Source organism: Chryseobacterium arthrosphaerae, from assembly GCF_001684965.1.
In the GTDB taxonomy this organism is placed as follows: Bacteria; Bacteroidota; Bacteroidia; order Flavobacteriales; family Weeksellaceae; genus Chryseobacterium; species Chryseobacterium arthrosphaerae.
The window spans coordinates 1-21,537 of sequence record NZ_MAYG01000012.1; the positions used below are offsets into that span (position 1 = coordinate 1).

16 protein-coding genes are annotated in these 21,537 nt (G+C 38.6%); 11 read left to right on the top strand and 5 right to left on the bottom strand.

Features of this window, described 5'->3' with window-relative positions:
• Nucleotides 1-1,024: 1,024 nt before the first annotated feature.
• Nucleotides 1,025-2,071 (bottom strand): PA0069 family radical SAM protein, encoded by a 1,047-nt coding sequence (locus BBI00_RS15335; RefSeq protein ID WP_065399769.1) that lies wholly within the window; start codon nucleotides 2,069-2,071, stop codon nucleotides 1,025-1,027.
• 121 nt (nucleotides 2,072-2,192) lie between these two features.
• Complete coding sequence (locus tag BBI00_RS15340) at nucleotides 2,193-2,387, bottom strand: hypothetical protein (RefSeq protein WP_065399770.1); 195 nt, start codon at nucleotides 2,385-2,387, stop codon at nucleotides 2,193-2,195.
• Between the two features lie 174 nt (nucleotides 2,388-2,561).
• Between BBI00_RS15340 and BBI00_RS15345 the strand changes: the two genes are divergently transcribed.
• A complete protein-coding gene (locus BBI00_RS15345; RefSeq protein WP_065399771.1) occupies nucleotides 2,562-2,912 on the top strand; it encodes a hypothetical protein in 351 nt (116 codons plus the stop codon).
• A gap of 118 nt (nucleotides 2,913-3,030) precedes the next feature.
• On the opposite strand, the gene BBI00_RS15350 is transcribed toward BBI00_RS15345, so the two are convergent.
• Nucleotides 3,031-5,679, bottom strand: coding sequence for an AsmA family protein (locus BBI00_RS15350; RefSeq protein ID WP_065399772.1), 2,649 nt, complete (start codon nucleotides 5,677-5,679; stop codon nucleotides 3,031-3,033).
• Nucleotides 5,680-5,786: 107 nt separating this feature from the next.
• Nucleotides 5,787-6,581 carry a DUF2797 domain-containing protein gene (locus tag BBI00_RS15355; protein ID WP_065399773.1) on the bottom strand — a complete coding sequence of 265 codons (795 nt, stop codon included), beginning with the start codon at nucleotides 6,579-6,581 and terminating at the stop codon, nucleotides 5,787-5,789.
• Between the two features lie 88 nt (nucleotides 6,582-6,669).
• Between BBI00_RS15355 and BBI00_RS15360 the strand changes: the two genes are divergently transcribed.
• The 9 genes from BBI00_RS15360 to msrA all read left to right on the top strand — a co-directional run bounded on the left by BBI00_RS15360 (nucleotide 6,670) and on the right by msrA (nucleotide 20,036).
• Nucleotides 6,670-7,698, top strand: coding sequence for a GDP-mannose 4,6-dehydratase (locus BBI00_RS15360; RefSeq protein WP_065399774.1), 1,029 nt, complete (start codon nucleotides 6,670-6,672; stop codon nucleotides 7,696-7,698).
• Nucleotides 7,699-7,834: 136 nt separating this feature from the next.
• Nucleotides 7,835-8,056, top strand: a complete 222-nt coding sequence (locus BBI00_RS15365) for a DUF2795 domain-containing protein (protein ID WP_002662059.1) — start codon at nucleotides 7,835-7,837, stop codon at nucleotides 8,054-8,056.
• Nucleotides 8,057-8,182: 126 nt separating this feature from the next.
• Entirely contained in the window at nucleotides 8,183-11,257 is a 3,075-nt protein-coding gene (gene secA, locus BBI00_RS15370; RefSeq protein ID WP_065399775.1) for a preprotein translocase subunit SecA, read from the top strand.
• Between the two features lie 151 nt (nucleotides 11,258-11,408).
• A complete protein-coding gene (locus tag BBI00_RS15375) occupies nucleotides 11,409-13,565 on the top strand; it encodes a TonB-dependent siderophore receptor (RefSeq protein ID WP_065399776.1) in 2,157 nt (718 codons plus the stop codon).
• A gap of 39 nt (nucleotides 13,566-13,604) precedes the next feature.
• Entirely contained in the window at nucleotides 13,605-14,807 is a 1,203-nt protein-coding gene (locus BBI00_RS15380) for a PepSY-associated TM helix domain-containing protein (RefSeq protein WP_065399777.1), read from the top strand.
• A complete protein-coding gene (locus tag BBI00_RS15385) occupies nucleotides 14,807-16,918 on the top strand; it encodes a TonB-dependent receptor (protein ID WP_065400387.1) in 2,112 nt (703 codons plus the stop codon). The genes BBI00_RS15380 and BBI00_RS15385 overlap by 1 nt, the downstream gene beginning before the upstream one ends.
• 51 nt (nucleotides 16,919-16,969) lie before the next feature.
• Entirely contained in the window at nucleotides 16,970-18,181 is a 1,212-nt protein-coding gene (locus BBI00_RS15390) for a PepSY-associated TM helix domain-containing protein (RefSeq protein ID WP_065399778.1), read from the top strand.
• Nucleotides 18,182-18,258: 77 nt separating this feature from the next.
• Nucleotides 18,259-19,227 (top strand): ROK family protein, encoded by a 969-nt coding sequence (locus BBI00_RS15395; RefSeq protein WP_065399779.1) that lies wholly within the window; start codon nucleotides 18,259-18,261, stop codon nucleotides 19,225-19,227.
• Between the two features lie 257 nt (nucleotides 19,228-19,484).
• On the top strand, nucleotides 19,485-20,036 hold the full coding sequence (msrA, locus tag BBI00_RS15400) for a peptide-methionine (S)-S-oxide reductase MsrA (protein WP_123902304.1): 552 nt from the start codon (nucleotides 19,485-19,487) through the stop codon (nucleotides 20,034-20,036).
• A 67-nt stretch (nucleotides 20,037-20,103) separates the two neighbouring features.
• Here the strand turns inward: msrA and BBI00_RS15405 are convergent, their stop codons facing one another.
• On the bottom strand, nucleotides 20,104-20,958 hold the full coding sequence (locus BBI00_RS15405) for a hypothetical protein (RefSeq protein WP_065399780.1): 855 nt from the start codon (nucleotides 20,956-20,958) through the stop codon (nucleotides 20,104-20,106).
• A gap of 380 nt (nucleotides 20,959-21,338) precedes the next feature.
• On the opposite strand from BBI00_RS15405, the gene BBI00_RS23110 reads away from it, so the two are divergent.
• Nucleotides 21,339-21,521: a hypothetical protein gene (locus BBI00_RS23110; protein WP_123902305.1), complete on the top strand. Its 183-nt coding sequence runs from the start codon at nucleotides 21,339-21,341 to the stop codon at nucleotides 21,519-21,521.
• Nucleotides 21,522-21,537 lie beyond the last annotated feature (16 nt).

Below are 21,537 nucleotides of genomic sequence, written 5' to 3' on the forward strand. Positions count from 1 at the left end.
CCGCTTTTTAACGTAGCAATCTTTTCTGTCAGTGTCGCTCCGTATTTGCGAGTGCAAAAGTAAAACTTTATTTTGATTTGACCAAATGTTTCTGAAGAAAATTTTAAAGTTTTTTAAGTAACCTTAATTCCTTCCTAAACCTCAATCTTTCTACCCCTTCTGCGCTCCCTTAATTGGGACTGCAAAGATACAAACTTTATTTTAACCCGCAACTTTTATCTGATAAAAATTAAAAGTTTTTTTTTCGTCTGACTCTCTTGAAAAGTATATCGTTTTTGCTTATCTAAAAGCTCTTCTGCGCTTACTGAATGTCTTTCGTTTTTCAGTGGGGCAAAGATAGCAACTTATAATAAAGCAAAACAAGTTTATTTAACATAAATTTCATATTCCGGTAAGTTTTTTCGCTAAACGGCTGACAGGGAGGTAGAAAAATTTTAAACAAATGTTTGAGGAAGGGGTGGGAGGGTGAGAGAGGGAGAGAGTTGGAGGGGAATAAGGGACTGAAGTGGTATATAAGATGAGTAATTAGTAATGGGTAATGGGTAATGAGAGATAACTGCGGAAGTTCTTTTTATATTATACTAGTTTTTGGTTATGTGAAAAATGGGTTAGGGTGCCTGCGGTATGACAAAGGGAGTGGATATACTTTGCGTGTGGTGATTTGTGTTTCTAAGTTTGGGCTAAAGCCAATGGAATTTATTCTTTTTGATGAGAACGGGCTAAAGCCCGTTCCTATTGAATATTGTACACCTTATTACTTATTACTTATTACTTATTACTTATTACTTATTACTTATGACAACGCCTCCTCCCCTAGCCCTGATAGAAACGGTTACCCCACAGCATAGGCTGGAAAGCTGCCGGATTGATGCCTGGAAGCGAAAGGCGTGAGGAGTATGAGTGGATAGCAGGATGAAGCTCCTGAAAAATGCGATACTATATAATAATATATATGAAGTGAAAAATTGATCGGAAAAGACTAATCTACCTTACCGTATAGTATGGAGAAAATTCTTTGAAACCATCAATCAAATAATCTTAATTGCTGATCTTTGGTTCCGGTGAAGTTTACAGTGGAAAGTTTAGGGAATTCTTTGCCGTCAAAAAACTTCTTTCTTCCTATTTTAAAGGTGGTGTGAATCATGTCTGCAATATTACCCTCCCCTCTCTGTCTTTCGAAATATCTTTTGTCACCAAGTTTTCCTCCACGCATCGAGCGGATCAGGTTCAGTACTTTTTGTGCCCGGTCCGGGAAATGCGCTTCGATCCAATTAACAAAAACCGGCTCAACAGTGTCATTTAACCGCACAAGTGTATATCCAAATCCTAAAGCACCTGCATCTGATATAGATTTCAGGATATTTAAAGGTTCATCACTGTTCAATCCCGGAATAATAGGGGCCACCATAACATGAACTGGAATTTTATTTTCAGAGAGCATTTCAATGGCTTTTAATTTATTTGGAGCTGAACTCGTTCTCGGCTCCATTTTGCGTCTCAATTCTTCATTGATGGTTGGGATACTAAGGGAAACAGAGACAAGATTCTGCTCTGCCATTGGCTTTAAGATATCAAGGTCTCTCAATACCAATGCATTTTTTGTCAGAATATTGACAGGGTGCCGGTAATCAAGACAAACCTGCAGGAGTTTTCTGGTAATTTCAAATTGCCTTTCAGCGGGCTGATAGCAGTCTGTATTTCCGGATAATAAGATAGGAGCTGCTTTATACCCTCTTTTCTGAAAAAATTTCTCCAGAAGTTCTGGCGCATTTTTCTTTACCATGATCTTTCTTTCGAAATCAATTCCGGCGCTATAGCCCCAATATTCATGAGTAGGTCTTGCAAAACAATAGGAACATCCATGCTCACATCCCTGGTAGGGATTCATTGAATATTCCATCGGAAGATCTTCGCTTTTTACCTGATTGACAATAGTTTTAGGAAATACTTCGGTAAAAGAGGTTTTCACGGTTTCGAAATCTTCATCTTCAGGCTCATAGGTATACCTGTCGAAACGGTTGATAACATTTCGCTGCGCTCCCTGACCTTTTATGAAATTTTCGTTTTGCATTCCGTTGTAAAATTAGAATGGAATTTTTATATAATCATGAGTTTTAACATTAAAAGTTTTCCACAAAAAAATCCAACACCTTCAAAAGTGTTGGATTAAACATAATTAATATATTTTTTTACTACTTCAGCGCATAAAACTCAACTCCGTGATTTTCGTCGTCGAGATTCTTTTCATCAAAGTGTCTGTGATAATCCGAATAGGTATCACTATATTTTTTATCTTTTTTAGTCAATATTTTTTTGATGCTGATTAAACTTAATACTGCCAAAAGACCAACTCCCCCTGCCAGTAAAACTCCAACTTCTTTTTTCATATTTTCTTTGATTTATTGTTATTACCATTGCAAAAAGTATACCTATTTAATTTTTTCGAATTATAAATTTTGTTAACATTAAACTTTATTTTTAGGAAAATTATAATCCACTATTTTTCTTATCTTTAGAAATGCAATGGTTTAATTATTGTACTAAACAGGAAAAATAGCATTATGGAAAATCCAGAAAACATCGACAGAATGACGACTTTAAGCCAAGTGATGAAAACGCTTTCTGAAAGAGGAATACACCGGGAATTCAGAATGAATGAAAGCTGTGAGATGAAGCTTGAAAATTCTGATAAAGTATATCAGCCTTCCGAACTGACAATATTAAAAACATACCGTTTTGAAGGAGACAGTAACCCGGATGACAATGCGGTACTCTATGTGGTAAAAGATGACACAGGAAATAAAGGGATGATTATAGATTCTTACGGTGCCGACAGCAATTATCCAGGACAGGAATTTGATGAATTCCTCAGAAAAATCACCATTCTGGAAAGTGATGAATTCAATTTCTAAGATGGACAAAGCTCTACATTATTTTTTAAACCATTGAGATGATTTCATGTAAAATATTAAAGACAGCCTCAATAAACCGTCTTTAATTCCTCTGAATATTTTCAATGGTTTAAAAAAATTATTCTTCTGAATGATCTTTCTTTTTAAATATCTTTTTCAGAAAACCTTTCTTTTCTTTTTTCTCTTCTTCCGGCTTAGGGGCGGTTTTGTTTTTAATTTCCTGTTTTATTTCCTTCACAGATTGCTTCATGTCTTTTACGGAAGAAACCGCATTTTTCACTTTTGCTTCGGTTTTCTCTACATTTTTACCAATCAGGGTCTTTTTCAACCCCTGTTCAATGCCTTTCCAGAAAAGGTTGAAGAATGATTTCGTAGGATCACGTTCTACATTTTCTACCGTCACCGATTCCGGGAAACTTCCGGAGTCTGATTTAATAAAAACATTAGCAACAGCGGTCAGGAAACCTTTTTTTTCATGATTATCCTTATCTAAAACCGCAATTTTCAGATCTTTATGCTTCAGATTGAATGTTCCATGCAGACCTGCAGGATTTCCTTTAAAGTTGAAAAGCATCTCCTGAATTGTTCCCGCTGTAGCTGTCACATGAAGATAAGGCCGGATAAACGGATTGATTCCACTGGCAGGAAGACCGGTTGTTTTACCTGAAATCGCAAACGCATCGTTCTGATCAGCTACATCAAAGTTCCAGCTGACAGATAGCGGTGACTGATTCATAAATGAGCAGTTGATCTTAATATCTACTCTTGTAGGCTTCCCTTTTATTTTGGCGGAATTCAGGTTCCTTACATTCATATTAAAGTTCCCGAACGTCAGCTTTCCTGGCCCCATACTTTCAGGGGTATCTTCTTCGTATACCAGAACGGAATTTTTCAGATCCAGATGGTCAACCGTCATCGGGATTTTGATGGAACGGAGCATTTTTGAATAAAGGGCCTTTATTTTGGGATCATCTTTCGGAATTTTACTCCTGAAAATATTGGCATCTGCAGCCTGTATGACTACATGGGAAGCATTGATCGATTTATTTTGAGAAAACAGGTCCCAGCTCCCTTCTGCTGTTATTTGTCCGGCCTTCAAATCGTACAGATCCCTTTCCACGGGTATCATTCTGATAAACTGGGCTCTCGAAACGAGAGGCTTCATCGCAAAGTTATTGATCTGAATTTTATTTTTATTCAGTTTCAGAAGGCCAAGACTGAGATTATAAAACTGCGTTTTGTAGGCAAGGTTCCTGGTCGTCAGGAAGTAGTCTTTCACGGTAAAAGAAAGTCCCTGGTTATCAGGCTTGGGAGAGAGCTCAATATTGTTGACCGTAGCATTCAGGTCATGAAAGGCCAGCGGTTCTTTTCCTTTATCATATATTATATTGGAATTTTTCAGAGAGACTTTACGTACTATAACAGATTGTATGATGTCGGGGCCGGATTTTTTAACAGGCTTATTTTCCCCGCCTTTGATGGTTCCGTTTGCATTTTCTATAAGAACGTCTTTGAAATCCAGCACAAGCTTTTTATCCACAAAATCCAGCTTATTGATATTAAAAGCAATATGACTGGTTTTTAATTCCATTACAGTCTTTTTCCCTGAGAGATCTCCCGATGTCAATATGACATCTCTGATTTCCCCATTGGAAGGCTTCAGAGCAATACTTCCAATAGTAATATTCTGATGGTCCGAATACACAATATCTTTTCCGGAAAAGGTGAAGTCTTTATATCCTACAGGAACCACCTGCTCTGAGGTTTCTTTATTGAACAGAAGCTTGTTGATATTCAGGTTAAGATTTCCGGCCGTTAAAAGCCTGTTGCCATCCGGTTTATTGATCTGAACAACAGCATTGTTAAGCTTTATTTTTTCTAAATTAACTTCAAAGTTCGATTTTTTCTCTGTTTTTTTTGCTTTTACTCCCGTATTGTAAACGGTAAGGACAGGATTTTGAAAATCAGCATTCGTAAGAGAGGCTTTATTTTTGTTTAAAACCACATCTTTAAATTCCATTGCAGGAATGGTAAACTCAAACAACTGAGTTTTTTTCGGATAGAATTTTTTAAACTGACTGAAAGACAGGAGCGGAGTCAGCTTAAAATTTTCAACAGACATCTGTCCGTTTTCTGTATTAATAGAACTGATCGTGATCGCATATACCTGATCCGGCCGGAAGAAAAAGCTTTTTCCCCTGATGCTGTAGCGGTCAAAAACGACAGGCAGTTTATTTTCTACAGATTCTTCCGTCATCTGAAGATTTTCTACAAAGAGATTGAGCTGCTGAACAGATAAAAACTTCTGTTTCGTATCTCTGAAAATAGCAATAGAACCATCATTGATCCGAATATTCTCAAACAGGAACGGATTCCTTTTTTTACCGGTTTTACGGTCAACAGGTTTTGCCAGAATGACATTCAGATTGGGCTTTGCCAACAGCAGATCGGAAGAGCTTATTCTTTTATTAAAAATCGCATCATAAATTCCAAAACGGCTGATTTTTAAGGTATCAATTGTTCCCTGAAGCCCAATAACATTAGTATTCTGCGGATTTTTGCTGTTTACGGAAATACCTGTTGACAGAATATTTCCTGTTCCCAGGTCTACATCCAGTGTCTTGTAGGAAACTTTATAGTCTGTATTCTTTTTAATGTATCCGGGAAGCTGGGTTTTAAGCCAATAGTTCAGTCCGAAATTTGCTGCAAGAATAATTCCTGCCAGGATTCCGAAACTTATTAATAGTCTTTTTACCCATTTTTTCATATTGTGATTTTTTTAATATACTTTAAATATAAGAATTTATAAGAAAGCTGCTATACTGATTAAGAATAAAAAAAGAATCAGAGCAATACATTCTGATTCTTTTCTATTTATTTTATTTCTAATTCGATCACATATCCTTCATGCCCTCTTACATTTATGAAATTCCCCCCTTCAAAACCAAGGTATTGTCCTTTGATCCCGGTAAGTCTTCCTGTAAATTCAGGTTTTTTATCTAATGTAAATGAGGCTACTTTTTCCGGTTTCTCAAAAGGATAATCAAACATCCAAAGCTCTTCTCCTTCACTGTAAAACTTTTGAAAGTCTTCCGGGAAATATTCTTTGATCTTCTGTCTGAAATCTGCAAGGTCCACCTCTCCCTCGAAATCATCCTGCAACATTTTCCTCCAGTTGGTCTTATCCGGAAGATGTTCTTTCAACGCCACTTCTATCATCCCTGCTTCATATCGGTTTTCCGTTCTTGCAATAGGTAAGGCAAAAGTAGCTCCCTGATCAATCCATCTGGTAGGAATCTGTGTATTTCTGGTAACCCCTACTTTCACATCTCCGGTATAGGAAAGATATACGGTGTGCGGCTGAAGCTGTATTTCTTTTTCTACTTCCAGATCCCGCTCGGCAACTCCCAGATGCGCTGTAGAAAGCTCAGGGCGGATAATGGTATCACTGGCATACGGGCTTTCAAAAAAACAGTTCTTGCAGAATCCCATTCTGTAGATTGGTTTATTTTCACCACAGTTTACACATTGAAATCCAACATGCTTTATGCTTAGCTCCTTTCCAAACAACTCATTCATATGAATAAGGTCTCCTGAAAGATTAAGGTAGTATTGGATTGGCTTGTCATCGTAGCTCGTCATTTTTAAAATTTGCCCTTGAAACTGCATATTGTATTTATATTACTTTTTTTAAGTAAATTTAATGATTATATTTTCAAAAAGTAAAATTTATATTTGCACTCATAAAAAATCACAGATGACTTACCTTGTAACAGGAGGCAGCGGGTTCATTGGTTCACATTTAATTGAGCAATTATTAAGAAATGGACATTCTGTCATAAACATTGACAATTTTGATAGTTTCTACAGCTATCAGGTAAAAATTAAAAATACTTTAGAGTCAATCGGTGAAATTCCGAATTTTGAATTCTCTGACAAAGAGACAGATATTCAGCACTTAATTTCCCTCACTAAGTCTGATCAATATTCTCTTTATTATCAGGATATCCGGGACCTAAAAGGACTTGAAACGATCTTTAAAAACCATTCCATTGACATGGTCATTCACCTGGCTGCCCTTGCAGGAGTACGCCCTTCTATTGAAAGGCCTTTAGAATATGAAGAAGTGAATGTGAGAGGCACCATGAATCTCTGGGAACTATGCAAAGAATTCAATATCAGAAAATTCATTTGTGCTTCCTCTTCAAGTGTTTACGGGAACAATGAAAAAATCCCCTTTGCCGAAACGGACAATGTAGACAATCCCATCTCTCCTTATGCCGCTACCAAGAAAAGCGGAGAAATACTCGGGCATGTTTATCATAACCTATACCATATAGATATGATACAGCTCAGGTTCTTTACAGTCTATGGTCCGAGACAAAGACCGGATCTTGCCATACACAAATTCACCCGCCTTATTTCAGAAGGAACGGAAATCCCTTTCTACGGCGACGGAAACACAGCCAGGGATTATACCTATATAGATGATATTATTGACGGGATCCTGAAATCAATCCTTTATCTGGAGAACCATTCCGGGGTTTATGAAATTCTCAATCTTGGTGAAAACCAAGTTGTGCCTTTATCTGAGATGGTCACTACCATAGAAAATGCCCTTGGAAAATCTGCCACGAAAAAAATTCTGCCAATGCAGCCGGGAGATGTCACAAAAACCAATGCAGATATCACAAAAGCAAAGACTTTAATAGGGTATCAACCCGCGACAGACTTCCAAAATGGCATAAAAAAATTTGTGGAATGGTTTTTGAGAAAACGACATTAAGTAAATTGCTGACATGGCTGCCATGCAGTTGGTGACAGACATTTACAAGAAAAAATTATAAAAAGAATTGAAAATCAAGTATAAAAAAGTTTATTATACAACCTATTTTTATACTTTTGCAAAAAATTAGAAAATTATGTACTGGACATTAGAATTAGCTTCATATCTAAGTGACGCACCTTGGCCAATGACAAAAGCAGAGCTTATTGACTACGCAATCAGAACTGGTGCACCTATGGAAGTAGTGGAAAACCTTCAGGCAATCGAAGATGAAGGAGAAATTTATGAATCTATTGAGGAAGTGTGGAGTGACTACCCTACCGATGAGGACTTCCTTTGGAACGAGGACGAATATTAATAAAGCGATAAGCTTTAGGCTGCGTGCTTAGAGCTTTTTTGCCCTTTTTTATATATTAATTTACACGATAAGCGTGTTATTTAAAACGCTTAAAGCATTTTGCATTAAGCATAAAGCAAAAAATTTATGAGTTTTTTAAACAAAGTTCTTAAAGGGTTTTTGGGAGACAAAAAAGCGCAGGACCTAAAAGAAGTAAAAAAAGTTGTAACAAAAATCAAAGCTGTAGAACCCAACATCCAACAATTGTCGGATGATGGTTTGAGACAAAAGACGGCTGAGTTTAAAGAGAATATAAAATCTGCAACTAGCAAGATCACAGCTCAAATAGAACAGATTAAAGAGCAGATAAAAAATTCAACCAACGTTGACGAGAAAGAAGCTCTTTTCTCAAAAATTGAGTCTCTGAAGAAAGAATCCTACGAAATCGAAGAGAAAGTTCTGGTACAAATTCTTCCTGAAGCCTTTGCATTGATCAAAGAAACGGCAAGAAGATGGGCACAGAACGGAGAAATTCGTGTAACCGCTACTGACTGGGACAGGGAGTTAGCTGCTGCAGGAAAAGATTTTGTAAGCATTCAGGGAGACCAGGCTGTTTGGAAAAACTCATGGGACGCTGCCGGAACTCCAGTAGTTTGGGATATGGTCCACTATGATGTTCAGTTTATCGGAGGAATTATTCTTCACAGCGGTAAAATTGCCGAGATGGCAACCGGTGAAGGGAAAACCCTGGTAGGAACATTACCTATTTATTTAAATTCACTTCCTGAAAGAGGGGTACACGTTGTAACCGTGAACGACTATCTTGCAAAAAGAGACTCCGCATGGATGGGTCCTCTTTATCAGTTCCACGGAATGTCTATCGACTGTATCGATAACCACCAGCCCAACTCAGACGGAAGAAGAAAAGCATACAACTCAGATATTACGTACGGAACCAACAACGAATTCGGTTTCGACTATCTGAGAGATAACATGGTGACTTCACCTTCAGAACTGGTACAAAGAGAATTGAACTTTGCCATCGTGGATGAGGTGGATTCTGTATTGGTAGATGATGCCAGAACACCATTGATCATTTCCGGTCCGGTTCCTCAGGGAGACAGACAGGAGTTCGATGTTCTGAAACCTTCTATCGACAGAATTGTTGAAGTACAGAAGAAAACGGTTTCTGCCATTTTCAATGAAGCCAAAAAATTAATCGCAGCAGGAAACACTAAGGAAGGAGGATTTAAGTTGCTTCAGGCGTACAGAGGTTTGCCAAAAAACAGACAATTAATTAAATTCTTATCGGAAAGCGGAAACAGAGCATTGCTTCAGAAAGTGGAAGCACAGTACATGCAGGACAACAACCGTGACATGCCGATTGTAGATAAAGATCTGTACTTCGTAATCGAAGAGAAAAACAACCAGGTTGATCTTACAGACAAAGGGGTTGAATACATGTCTCAGGGGAATTCTGACCCGAACTTCTTCGTACTCCCGGATATCGGAACTGAAATTGCTGAAGTGGAAGCAAAGAATTTATCTAAAGAAGATGAGTTCGAAGCTAAAGAAAGACTTTTCGCAGATTTTGCTGAGAAATCCGAGCGTGTACACACCATGAGCCAGCTATTGAAGGCCTACACATTATTTGAAAAAGATGATGAATATGTAGTTATTGACGGGGAAGTAAAAATCGTAGACGAGCAGACAGGCCGTATCATGGAGGGACGCCGTTATTCAGACGGTCTACACCAGGCGATTGAAGCTAAAGAAAATGTGAAAATTGAGGCTGCTACTCAAACTTTTGCAACCATTACACTTCAGAACTATTTCCGTATGTACAACAAGCTTGCGGGGATGACCGGTACTGCTGAAACAGAAGCAGGAGAGCTTTGGGAGATCTACAAACTGGATGTTGTGGTAATTCCTACCAACCGTCCGATCTTAAGACATGACAGACAGGATTTAGTTTACAAAACTAACCGTGAAAAATATAACGCCGTAATTGAAGAGGTTGAAAAATTAACAGCAGCCGGAAGACCTGTACTTGTAGGTACAACTTCGGTTGAAATTTCTCAGTTGCTTTCCAAAGCACTTCAATTGAGAAAAATTCCACACCAGGTACTGAATGCGAAGCTTCACAAAAAAGAAGCGGAAATTGTTGCCGGAGCAGGACAGCCGGGAGTGGTAACCATTGCAACCAACATGGCAGGTCGTGGTACCGACATTAAGCTTTCAAAAGAGGTAAAAGATGCCGGAGGACTAGCGATCATCGGTACTGAAAGACACGATTCAAGACGTGTTGACAGACAGTTGAGAGGTAGAGCGGGACGTCAGGGAGATCCGGGAAGTTCTCAGTTCTATGTATCTCTTGAAGATAACCTGATGCGTTTATTCGGTTCTGAAAGAATTGCGAAGATGATGGACAGAATGGGTCATAAGGAAGGCGAAGTTATTCAGCACTCTATGATCAGCAAGTCTATCGAAAGAGCACAGAAAAAAGTGGAGGAAAACAACTTCGGAACAAGAAAGAGACTTCTTGAGTATGATGATGTTATGAACAAGCAGCGTGACGTTATCTATAAGAGAAGAAAGAACGCTTTGTTCGGAGATCACCTGAAGTATGATATTACCAATATGATCTTCGATGTTGCCAATTCTATCGTTGCGAAAGGAAAAGCTACAGGAAATTATAAAGATTTTGAATACGAAATCATTAAGACCTTCACTATGGAGTCTCCGGTTTCTCAGAATGATTTTAATAATAAAAATGTTCAGGATCTGACGAATATCTTATTCAAGGCAGCTCAGGAGGATTATCAGATGAAGCTGAACCTGTTGAAAGAAAAATCATTCCCAATCATTGAGAATGTATATCAGAACCAGGGTTCCATGTTCAAAATGATCCAGGTTCCTTTCACAGACGGTCACAAAACAATGACGATTGTAGCTGATCTTAAAGAAGCTTATGAAACTCACTGTGAGAGTTTAGTGAATGACTTTGAAAAGAACATTACCCTATCGATTATCGATGAAAACTGGAAACTTCACCTTCGTGAAATGGATGACCTGAGAAGATCTTCTCAGGGAGCTGTTTACGAGCAGAAAGATCCATTGGTAATTTATAAACAGGAATCTTTCCACCTATTCAGTGAAATGATCGATAAACTTAACAAAGAGATTATTTCTTTCTTATACAAAGGAGAAATTCCGGCATAAGAAAAATTTAATAATATTGCATAAAAACCGCTCTGGCATTAGCCGGAGCGGTTTTTTATTATATGTTGTATAATAATTTTATGATAAATATCAATTTCATTATTTATTTAGAACAGTTAAAAATAATATATTTGCAGAAAATTTGAGTTTCATGAAAAATGTACTGATCTGTGCTTCCGCACTGGGAACAATGCTGGTTTCTGCGCAAAAAAAAGATACCATCAAATCCAATGATATTGAAGAAGTAGTTGTTAACGGAAGATATTATCAGAAGTACAAGCTGAATGAGGTTTCGGGTTCTTTAAGAATTCAGACACCTATTCTTGAGCTTCCTCAGAATGTACAGTCTGTAAGTTCACAGGTTCTTGCGGACCAGCTTACCCTGAATATGTCTGAAGGAATTGTCCGCAACGTAAGCGGAGCAAGAAAAGTGGAACACTGGGATAATGTGTATTCCAATGTTTTCATGAGAGGAGCCAGTATTGCAACCTTTATGAACGGAATGAATGTTTCCTCCACGTGGGGACCCATCAATCCTGATGCTTCTATTATAGACAGAATAGAGTTTGTAAAAGGTCCTGCCGGATTTATGGGTTCTATGGGAGATCCTGCCGGGTTTTATAATGTGGTCACTAAAAAACCAACAGGAAAATTCGCCAATAGTGTGCGTTTCACAACGGGAAGCTACAACCTTTTCAGAGGTGAGGCAGATCTTGACGGAATCCTTGTGAAGGACGGGGTTTTAGATTACCGTATCAATTTAATGGGAAGCTCCAATAAATCGTGGGTGGAAAATGATAAAACAAGCAAAATTATTGTTGCTCCGTCAATTACTTTCAGACCTACAAAGACCACTACATTTACAGCACAATATAATTATCAGTATTTAAAATTCAATCAGCCGGGAGCTTACCTGATGTCAAATGACGGATATGCTTCACTGAATGTACATACCAACTTTAATGATCCGAATTTCAAGAAAACTGAAGTCAAAGATCAGAGTTTATTTTTAAGCTTAGACCAGAAGCTTTTCAAAGACTGGGTATGGAGCACACAGTATGCCTATATGGATTTAAATTATGACGGTGGCTCATGGTGGGGAACTTTTGATGCGAACAATAAGAATGTTTTAAACAGGACGTTAAGCAACTGGCAGGCAAAAGGAAAGAATCATATTTTCCAGACCTATGTAAGAGGAAATCTTACGACGGGAAACATTGTTCATAAGATTATTGCAGGATTTGATTACGGAGACAGAAAATACAAAGCAGACTTTTCATCTTTTGCAGGGGGGCCTTTTCCAATCGACATTTATAATGTGAATTATGGTGTGGATCCTTCAAAACTTCCTTCTTCTGATTTCTACACTTTAAATACTTCTGCTCCATTTTATAATGATCAGGGAGTAAAATATACTTCTTATTATGCTCAGGATCAGATTGAAATGTTTGATAATAAACTAAGATTAACCCTAGCAGGAAGATATACAAGCGGTAAAACCTATTCAGCCTATCCTAACCTGAGCCCGGGAACTCCTATTGTACCTGATACAGCCGGAGAATTTACACCAAGAGTAGGGGTAAGTTATTCCATTAATGAGAACTTCTCGGCTTACGGAATCTATGACAAGACTTTTGTACCACAATCCGGGACAGGAATTCATCAGACACTGATTACAGAACCCTTCAGAGGTCAGAATATTGAATTTGGACTGAAGAAAGACTGGTTCGGCGGAAAATGGAATTCTACTTTTTCAGTTTATGAAATCAGAAGACAGAATATTCTTGTAGCGGGAAATGCCAACGAAAACGGTGGAGTTGCTTTTCAGATTCCTACCGGAGAGCAAAGGGCAAGAGGTTTTGAAACCGATATCAAAGGAGAGATCGTCAGAGGGTTGAACCTTATTATCAACTATGCATATACTGATGCAAAAACGGTTAAAGACACAGATCCTGCAAGAATTGGGGTTCAGTCTCCGGGAAATGCAAAAAATGTTCAGAATACCTGGATCAGCTATAGGTTCCAGAATGGTGTTTTACATGGTTTTGGAATTTCAGCCGGTTATCAGTATCAGGGAGGAAGACAGTCCTGGTATGGGGTAAGTGCCACAAAAGATCAGAGTTTACCGGATTATTTTGATACCAACTTCGGGATTTCCTATGTTGCTAAAAAATTCGATGTTAACTTTATGTTGAATAATGTTCTTAACAGAAAACTTTACAGCGGATACAGGGGAGACGGAGGAGAATATGCATGGATCTACAATGCACCACGTAACTGGAGAGTATCAATCGGATATAAATTTTAAAAATAAAGGTTAGCCCCTCGTGGGGTTAACTTTTTTGCTATGAGAAAAAAGCATCATCATAAAAAGAAAATCTCTCCAACAAAGAAATGGTCTGCCAAACTGCATTTGTGGTTGGGCCTGTCTGTTGGTATTATTGTTTTCATAGTCTCTCTTACGGGGACTTTATATGTTTTTAAAGATGAAGTACAGAATATTCTGCGTAAAGAAGCTATTTATGTGAAAAATGAAGATTCCGGCAAAAACCCGTTATCCATTGGGCTTCTCCGGGAAAAGGTAACCTTGGAACTTAATGAAAAATACCCGCTGACTTCCGTAGAAATTCCTTTAGATAAAAGTAAATCCTACCGCTTTCTGTATTATGAAAAAAATAAAAACGGCTGGAATTATTTTCAGGAGGTGCTGATCAACAAGCAGGTCTACGTCAATCAGTATACCGGAGAGATACTGGCTGTATATAATGAGAAATATGATTTCTTCAATATTTTAAAATACATCCATTGGGGGCTCCTGCTGAATTCTGACTGGGGAAAATATGTGGTGGGAATTCCGACCGTGCTTTTCATTTTCATGCTGATCACAGGAATTATTTTGTGGTGGCCCAAAAATAAGAATGCAAGAAAAGGACGCTTACGTTTCAACTGGGAAAATGTGAAAACCTGGAAGCGTAAAAACTATGACCTTCATAATGTACTTGGGTTTTATGTTTCGTTCATTGCATTATTGATGAGCATTACCGGGATTTATTTTGCCTATCCTTATGTAAAAAACACATTCAATCTTGCTTTATCGGGATCGATGGATCTTCCCAAGGAAAAGGAGATCAAATCTCCGGATTCACTGATGGCAAAGAATAATGACGTATTTGATATTGCAGCCCTTCAGACCAGAAAGCTGTATGCCGGTTCATCAAGTTTCAGAATTTCTTTAAACGGAAAGAATAAAAAAGGAAAAGACCTGAAAAGTCTTCCCGTAACCATTTACGGACAGGAAGGAAGATTCAGCGAAAGAAACCTGTTAACTTTTGATAAATACTCAGGAAAGCTACTCGCCCATAAACCTCATCAAAAGCTGAACAGCGCCGAAAAATATGCGAATGCCAATTATGATATCCATACCGGTTCCTACTTTGGGCTTTTAGGAAAAATCATCTGGTTTACAGCCGGCCTCATCTGCACCTCACTCCCCGTAACCGGATTTTTGATCTGGTGGGGGAAAAGAAAGAAACAAGGAAAGAAAATATAATGAAAAAAGCGCTTTTATCAGCTGCCTGCCTGGGAACCACTACCGTTTTTGCACAGGTTAAAGATAGTTTACAAACCAAAAATGTTGAGGAAATCGTGATGACTGCCTCAAGGAAAAAGGAAAATATCAAAGAGGTACCAAGCTCTGTTACCATTGTGGCAGAAAAGCAGATTCAGTCTCAGCTGACAGTCAATTCTGACATCACCAGTATCCTGCAGTATACCGTTCCGAGTTTAGGAACCAACTCAGGACAGACGTCCAATACTGGGCAGACTTTGAGAGGGCGCCAGGTACTGGTACTGGTTGATGGTATTCCGCAATCTACTCCGCTTCGAAACGGGGCAAGAGATTTAAGGGTGATTGATCCTTCAGCCATTGAAAGGATTGAGGTAATCAAAGGGGCCTCTGCCATCTACGGAAACGGGGCAGACGGAGGGATCATCAATTATATCACCAAAAGAAACAAAAGCGATAAAACCATTTCCGGGATCTCACAGGTTGGCCTTACCGGACAGCTGTACGGCGGAACTTTAGGCGTAAGAGCAAGCCAGCTTTTATCAGGAAAAATCAAAAAATTCGATTATACCCTTTCATTAGCGTATGAAAGAACCGGCTATATGAAAGATGCAGACGGTGTATTGCTAAGTCCTACCTACAGTACGGCCAAGATGGATAATTACAACGGAATGCTGAAACTGGGGTATGACATCAATGACAATCAGAGAATTGAAGCTTCTTATATCGGCTATTCTTCAAGGTCAGACCTTAATGTTGGTTTAAGCACAGGGAAATACGGCATTCAACCTACGATTGGAGAAGGAGAAGGAAAAAGCCTTGAAACCACTCCGCAGGGAACCCCAAAGAACCATAATATCAGGGTAAGCTATGACAATAAGAACCTGTTTGCAGGAACTTCATTAAACATCAATCTTTATTATCAGGATTTTAAAACCGTTTACGGATACAGTGATACATTCTTTAACGGCGGGCAATCCAATGTTCTTTCCAAAAAAGTGGGAGCCCGTTTCAATTTTGATACCCAATTGTGGAATTCTCAAAATTCGCAGGGGGAAATTATCTACGGAGCAGACATCCTGAACGACCAGACCGTACAGAAACTGGAAGACGGCCGATTCTGGACACCCAATATGAGTATGACCAACATCGCTCCATTTGTACTGGCCAAAATTGATCTTTTTAAAAAACTGACCATCAAAGGAGGAATTCGCTATGAAAATATCAAAGTCAAGGTGGATGACTTCAATACGCTTTCTGTAATTAAAAACGACGGGACATTTACGAAAAGTATTCCCGTAGAAGGAGGAAAACTGAGTTATAATGCCTTAGTGGGAAATATAGGGATCCGTTATAATATCGAGCCATACATCAATCTTTTTGCAAGTTTCTCACAGGCCTACTCTATCAACGAACTCGGAAGGATCTTAAGAACCTCAACCTCTGAAACCATCAAGAACCTTGAAACCAAACCGATCATTGTCAACAACTATGAATTGGGCGCTACAGGACAGCTTTCCAACTGGCTTCATTATGAACTGACTTCTTATGTAAGCACATCCAAACTTGGGGCAACATTCGTGCAAAGTGCAGACAGGGCATTAATGATCCAAAGATCTCCGGAAATTGTGTATGGCGTAGAAGGATTCCTGCATTTCACACCTGCAAAATGGCTGCAGTTCGGGGGAAGCTATAGCTGGATGGAAGGAATTACCTCTCCGAAAGATGATGGCGACTACTCTTCCAGGATCAACAACAGCAGAATTTCAGCGCCTAAAGTACTGGCCTATGTTCAGGGAAAACCAATTCCCGCATTGTCTGTGGGGTTTGATATGCTTCACTCATTTCAACAGGATCGTTTTTCTCCGAATGCCAAAGGTGTATATGCTTATGGAGAAGGCTTTGTACCTGATTATACTGTTTTCAATTTTAAATCCGGCTATGAGGTCAACCGTCACTGGAAAATTTCCTTAGGTATCGAGAATCTTCTGAACAGACAATATCAACCTGCCATTGCATGGTGGGCAGCAAGGGACAGTGATTTCATCAATTCCGCAGGTTTGAGAGGTACATTCATGATTGAATATAAATTTTAATTAAACTAAATAAGAATAATAACCTATCTTTGCCCAACTGTCTATTGTACTATGAAGAAAAAGCATCATCATAAAAAAAAGCCGGGTTTCTTTAAAAAGTGGTCTGCTAAGCTCCACCTCTGGTTTGGGCTGGGAATTGGATTTCTGATCTTCATTATTTCTATTACCGGCGCATTGTATGTCTTTAAAGATGAAGTAGAAAATTTCACCCGGAAAGATGTCATTTACCATAACGAGCAGAATATTGAGCAAAAGCAGATCCTTCCGATCAGAGTAATGGAGAAGGCCGTTGCAGATCAGGTACAGGAAAAATACCCGGTCCATTGGGTCAATATTCCTATTGACAAGAAAATGTCTTATATGTTCTTCTGGTATGAGCATAATACAAAAGCATGGAATTACTTTGATGAATTCCCGGTGTACAAACAGGCCTATGTGAATCCTTATACCGGAAAAGTCCTGAGGGTTTATGATGAAAAGAACGGCTTTTTCAATATTGTAAAGATGATCCACTGGAGCTTTCTTCTGAAGCAGGACTGGGGAACTTATGTAGTGGGAATACCGGTGATCATTTTTGTGATCATGCTGATTACAGGAATCGTTTTATGGTGGCCTAAAAACAAAGCGGCAAGGAAACAGCGTTTTTCATTTAAATGGAAAAATATCAAAAGCTGGAAAAGAAAGAACTACGACCTTCACAATGTATTAGGCTTTTATGCTTCCATCTTTGCTCTGATCTTTTCTGTCACAGGGCTTTTCTATGCTTTCTTTGTGGTGCAGGCAATGATCTATGTGATCTTCTCGGGCGGAGAAACCCAATACCCTGACTTCTCCCACATCAAAACAAAAGCTCCTGTAGAATTGAGAACAGAAAGGACTCTTGACAAAATCATCAATACGGTCAAACAAAAGTATCCGGACTCTTACGGTTTTGCAATCGACCTTGGACACGAACATATGGATGATCATGAACATCCCAACTTTGAAGTTTATGTAAAACACCTCACCTATTCTTACCACAAGAGCAGCAGCCTTATTTTTGATGAAAATTCGGGAGACCTGCTTCATACTCATGATCCGAAAGATAAAAATTTCGGAGAAAAAGTGGTTAATGCCAATTATGATATTCACGTAGGGGCTATTTTAGGTCTTCCTACCAAGATCATTGCTTTTATAGTAAGTCTTATCTGCGCTTCTCTTCCGGTAACCGGATTTATGATCTGGTGGGGCAGAAGAAAGAAAAAAGCGTTAAAAACAGCTTAAACCTTAAATAAAACTCAGTTAATAATCCATTAATACAATCTTTTTTATAATTTTAGACCTTAGAATTTAATAATAGAATGTCATTAATAGATTTATCAAAACAAGTTGCCCTTGGAGTTGACATCGGCGGAACCAATACAAAATTCGGAATTGTAAACCACCGTGGAGAAGTTCTGGATAAAGGAAATCTGAAAACAGATGCCTATGACAGAGTAGAAGATTTCATCGATGCTTTGTATGAAAATGTATATCCTTTGATGGAAAAACACGGAACAGAAAAGCACTTTGACGGAATCGGAGTAGGCGCACCCAATGCCAACTATTACAAAGGAACCATAGAGCTGGCTCCTAACCTGCCATGGAAAGGAGTTATTCCTTTTGCAGAGCTGATGACAGCCAAATTCAACCTACCTTGTACCGTGACTAATGATGCCAATGCGGCAGCTTTGGGAGAAATGCTTTTCGGTGCGGCAAGAGGAATGAAAGATTTCATCATGATCACTCTGGGAACCGGTGTAGGCAGCGGAATCATTGCCAACGGAAGCCTGATCTATGGACATGACGGTTTTGCCGGAGAACTGGGGCATACAATTGTAAAGCCAGGCGGAAGAAAACACTGGAGCACAGGATCTGAAGGAAGCCTGGAAGCTTATGCATCTGCTACAGGGATTACGATCACGGCCAAGAAAATGAGAGCAGAGTTCCCGGAATCTATGCTGAACCAATACCCTGAAGATGCAATCAACTCTAAAACGGTGTATGAATGTGCCATGCAGGACGATCCTATTGCCAAAGAGGTTTTCAGATATACAGGACAAAAGCTGGGCGAAGCATTGGCCAATTTTGTGATGTTCTCTTCACCGGAAGCTATTCTTTTATTTGGCGGAGTGATCAAGGCCGGAGATTTTATCTTAAAGCCTGCTAAACTTCATATGGAAAGAAACCTTCTTCCGATCTTCAGAAATAAAGTAAAACTGGTATTCAGTGAACTGGACGAAGCTGATGCTGCCATTCTTGGGGCGAGTGCTTTGGTCTGGGAAAAATAACTGGACCACTGATTATAACAAAAGCTATCTCGTTGAGGTAGCTTTTTATTTTATAAATCTAGTATGGTCGCCACTATGCACTCAGTTCTTTTTATTCATGTCTTTAATACCGCAAAAGAGTCCAGTACGCCCGCTCATCATTAGTATTATCTATGAAAACAATTCATTGCTTTCGTATTAAAATCCATGAAGTTTTTCTTATTTTTGATCAGCATTTGGAGCAAAAAAAATGCTGTAAACAATATAATTACCCAAAAATGGACAACAATAATTTAGAACAGATCACCTTCGGAGGCGGATGTTTCTGGTGTGTGGAAAGCTGTTTCAATTTGCTCAAGGGCGTAAAATCTGCCATTTCAGGCTATTCAGGCGGACACAAAGATAATCCGACCTATCAGGAAGTATGTACAGGAGAAACCGGACATGCGGAAGTAGTACAGATCACTTATGATCCGGCCATTATTTCCTATGAACAACTGATGGATGTATTTTTTTTCCTGCACGATCCTACGCAACTGAACAGACAGGGCAATGATATCGGAACCCAATACCGCTCCGTTATTTACTATAAAGACGATACCGAAAAAGCCAAAGCTGAAGAAGCCATCAAAACCTCCCAGGAATCAGGCAGATGGGCAGGAACTTATGTGACAGAATTAACGAAATTCGACAAATTCTGGCCTGCAGAGCAATATCATCAGGGATACTATAACGAAAACCCAACCCAGCCTTATTGCAGCGCTGTTGTGGGACCTAAAATCCAAAAATTTAAAAAGCATTTCGGAGAACTTGGAATGCTGAATGCATAATAATATGAGCGGAGAGAGATCTTCGCTTTTTTTATGCCATTAATCTAGCTGTAAGAAACAAAGTAAACTACTCCTCAACTTCTATAGAATCTTTATGCTTACCTGCATATTTATAAATAATAAGCGAGGTTACCTTTCTCAGCTCCTTACCATTATCAGGATCAATTCCATCATCCGTAAAGAACTCAACTCCATTATTATATTTTGAGTACCAGATCTTTCCAAGAGCATTCACATCAGTTAAAGTATCCTTTCTCATAATCCTCCTGAAGTGTTTAAGTTTATGAGAATTCATTGCAACAACGTCAATTCCTGGACTTATAAAAATACTATCTGTTCCAATATATCTTTCCCCATTCCAATACATATACTTTTTTTCCACCATCGATGTCATCGTTGACATAAAGCCCAAAGAAGAAGAATAATTGCTATTTATTTTCTTATTCCCGGAAAAAAGTACATTCCCTGTAACAAGACATACGAGAAAAGCTATTTCTAGAATACCCAGACCATTTTGCTTGATAAAGTCAGGCATTTTAAAATGCTGTTCATTGGTAATATTGATGTTTAATTTCGAAAACTTTTCAGACAAAGATTCTTCATCTTCATCAACGGTAATTTTAATGGTTGTTTTATTGGTATCCTCTTCCTGCTTAACAAATGTTCTGGAAAAGTCCAGAAAATCTTTGTAACCTACATAACGGCTCAATGTATTTAATACGGCCGTGTCAATGTTAATTTCTTTATCATTTACTATATAAGCATCATAATATCTCACAAGAGTTTTATCTGCGATAATGAACTTAAAAGTCTCTTCAAAATGAATGCTTAAAAAAAGAGCTATAGCACTTTTCGCAGTCTTTGCTGACTCCAATTTGCCTCGTTCAAATACCTCATGAATTAGTAGTTTTTTTTTGGACATATATAGTTTTTTCAGTCTTTACAAAATAGATGTTTTTCAATCATACCACATTACGGATTCCCATAAAGCTTCCACTGTCCATTCCGTGTCCATAGATGTCCAGAACATGTCTAACACCTGCCTCATGTTTTGTCGCATCTTTGCTTCAGAAATCAGTGACAAACAAAACATTACAAAAACAAATTTACAAAACTGATTTCAAAAATCACCAGATAAAACGGAGGAAAACTCCGGGTTGGGAAGCAGATGTTTCTCCTCCGTTTTTGATGGTTCACTTCCCAAAAATTTAGAAGCGCTTCAAATTTTTTAATCGTGTAGCTCTACCTGTGATCGGTTTCACTGGCAACTACAGAAATGCCCAAATTTTAAATTTTACGGAAATGATAGAGTTCATTCTAATGCTACTAGGTTTAGCGTTTTCAAATAATACCAATACAGTAACAACATGTAATAACAACCAGACACCAGATATCGTACAGGTACAAAGCGGACCTGCTGATCCGGGAGGTTCAACAGGTGGAGATACCGGAGGAGAAACAACACCACTCCCTCCTAAAAAATAAATATCAAAAGGGCGAA

Excerpts from the sequence above, each read along its gene's own strand:
- BBI00_RS15390 (WP_065399778.1), top strand. The coding sequence starts at position 16,970 with ATGAAGAAAAAGCATCATCATAAAAAAAAGCCGGGTTTCTTTAAAAAG.
- BBI00_RS15405 (WP_065399780.1), bottom strand. The coding sequence starts at position 20,958 with ATGTCCAAAAAAAAACTACTAATTCATGAGGTATTTGAACGAGGCAAA.
- BBI00_RS15380 (WP_065399777.1), top strand. The coding sequence starts at position 13,605 with ATGAGAAAAAAGCATCATCATAAAAAGAAAATCTCTCCAACAAAGAAA.
- msrA (WP_123902304.1), top strand. The coding sequence starts at position 19,485 with ATGGACAACAATAATTTAGAACAGATCACCTTCGGAGGCGGATGTTTC.
- BBI00_RS15345 (WP_065399771.1), top strand. The coding sequence starts at position 2,562 with ATGGAAAATCCAGAAAACATCGACAGAATGACGACTTTAAGCCAAGTG.
- BBI00_RS23110 (WP_123902305.1), top strand. The coding sequence starts at position 21,339 with ATGATAGAGTTCATTCTAATGCTACTAGGTTTAGCGTTTTCAAATAAT.
- BBI00_RS15360 (WP_065399774.1), top strand. The coding sequence starts at position 6,670 with ATGACTTACCTTGTAACAGGAGGCAGCGGGTTCATTGGTTCACATTTA.
- BBI00_RS15350 (WP_065399772.1), bottom strand. The coding sequence starts at position 5,679 with ATGAAAAAATGGGTAAAAAGACTATTAATAAGTTTCGGAATCCTGGCA.
- BBI00_RS15365 (WP_002662059.1), top strand. The coding sequence starts at position 7,835 with ATGTACTGGACATTAGAATTAGCTTCATATCTAAGTGACGCACCTTGG.
- BBI00_RS15340 (WP_065399770.1), bottom strand. The coding sequence starts at position 2,387 with ATGAAAAAAGAAGTTGGAGTTTTACTGGCAGGGGGAGTTGGTCTTTTG.
- BBI00_RS15385 (WP_065400387.1), top strand. The coding sequence starts at position 14,807 with ATGAAAAAAGCGCTTTTATCAGCTGCCTGCCTGGGAACCACTACCGTT.
- BBI00_RS15355 (WP_065399773.1), bottom strand. The coding sequence starts at position 6,581 with ATGCAGTTTCAAGGGCAAATTTTAAAAATGACGAGCTACGATGACAAG.
- BBI00_RS15375 (WP_065399776.1), top strand. The coding sequence starts at position 11,409 with ATGAAAAATGTACTGATCTGTGCTTCCGCACTGGGAACAATGCTGGTT.
- secA (WP_065399775.1), top strand. The coding sequence starts at position 8,183 with ATGAGTTTTTTAAACAAAGTTCTTAAAGGGTTTTTGGGAGACAAAAAA.
- BBI00_RS15335 (WP_065399769.1), bottom strand. The coding sequence starts at position 2,071 with ATGCAAAACGAAAATTTCATAAAAGGTCAGGGAGCGCAGCGAAATGTT.
- BBI00_RS15395 (WP_065399779.1), top strand. The coding sequence starts at position 18,259 with ATGTCATTAATAGATTTATCAAAACAAGTTGCCCTTGGAGTTGACATC.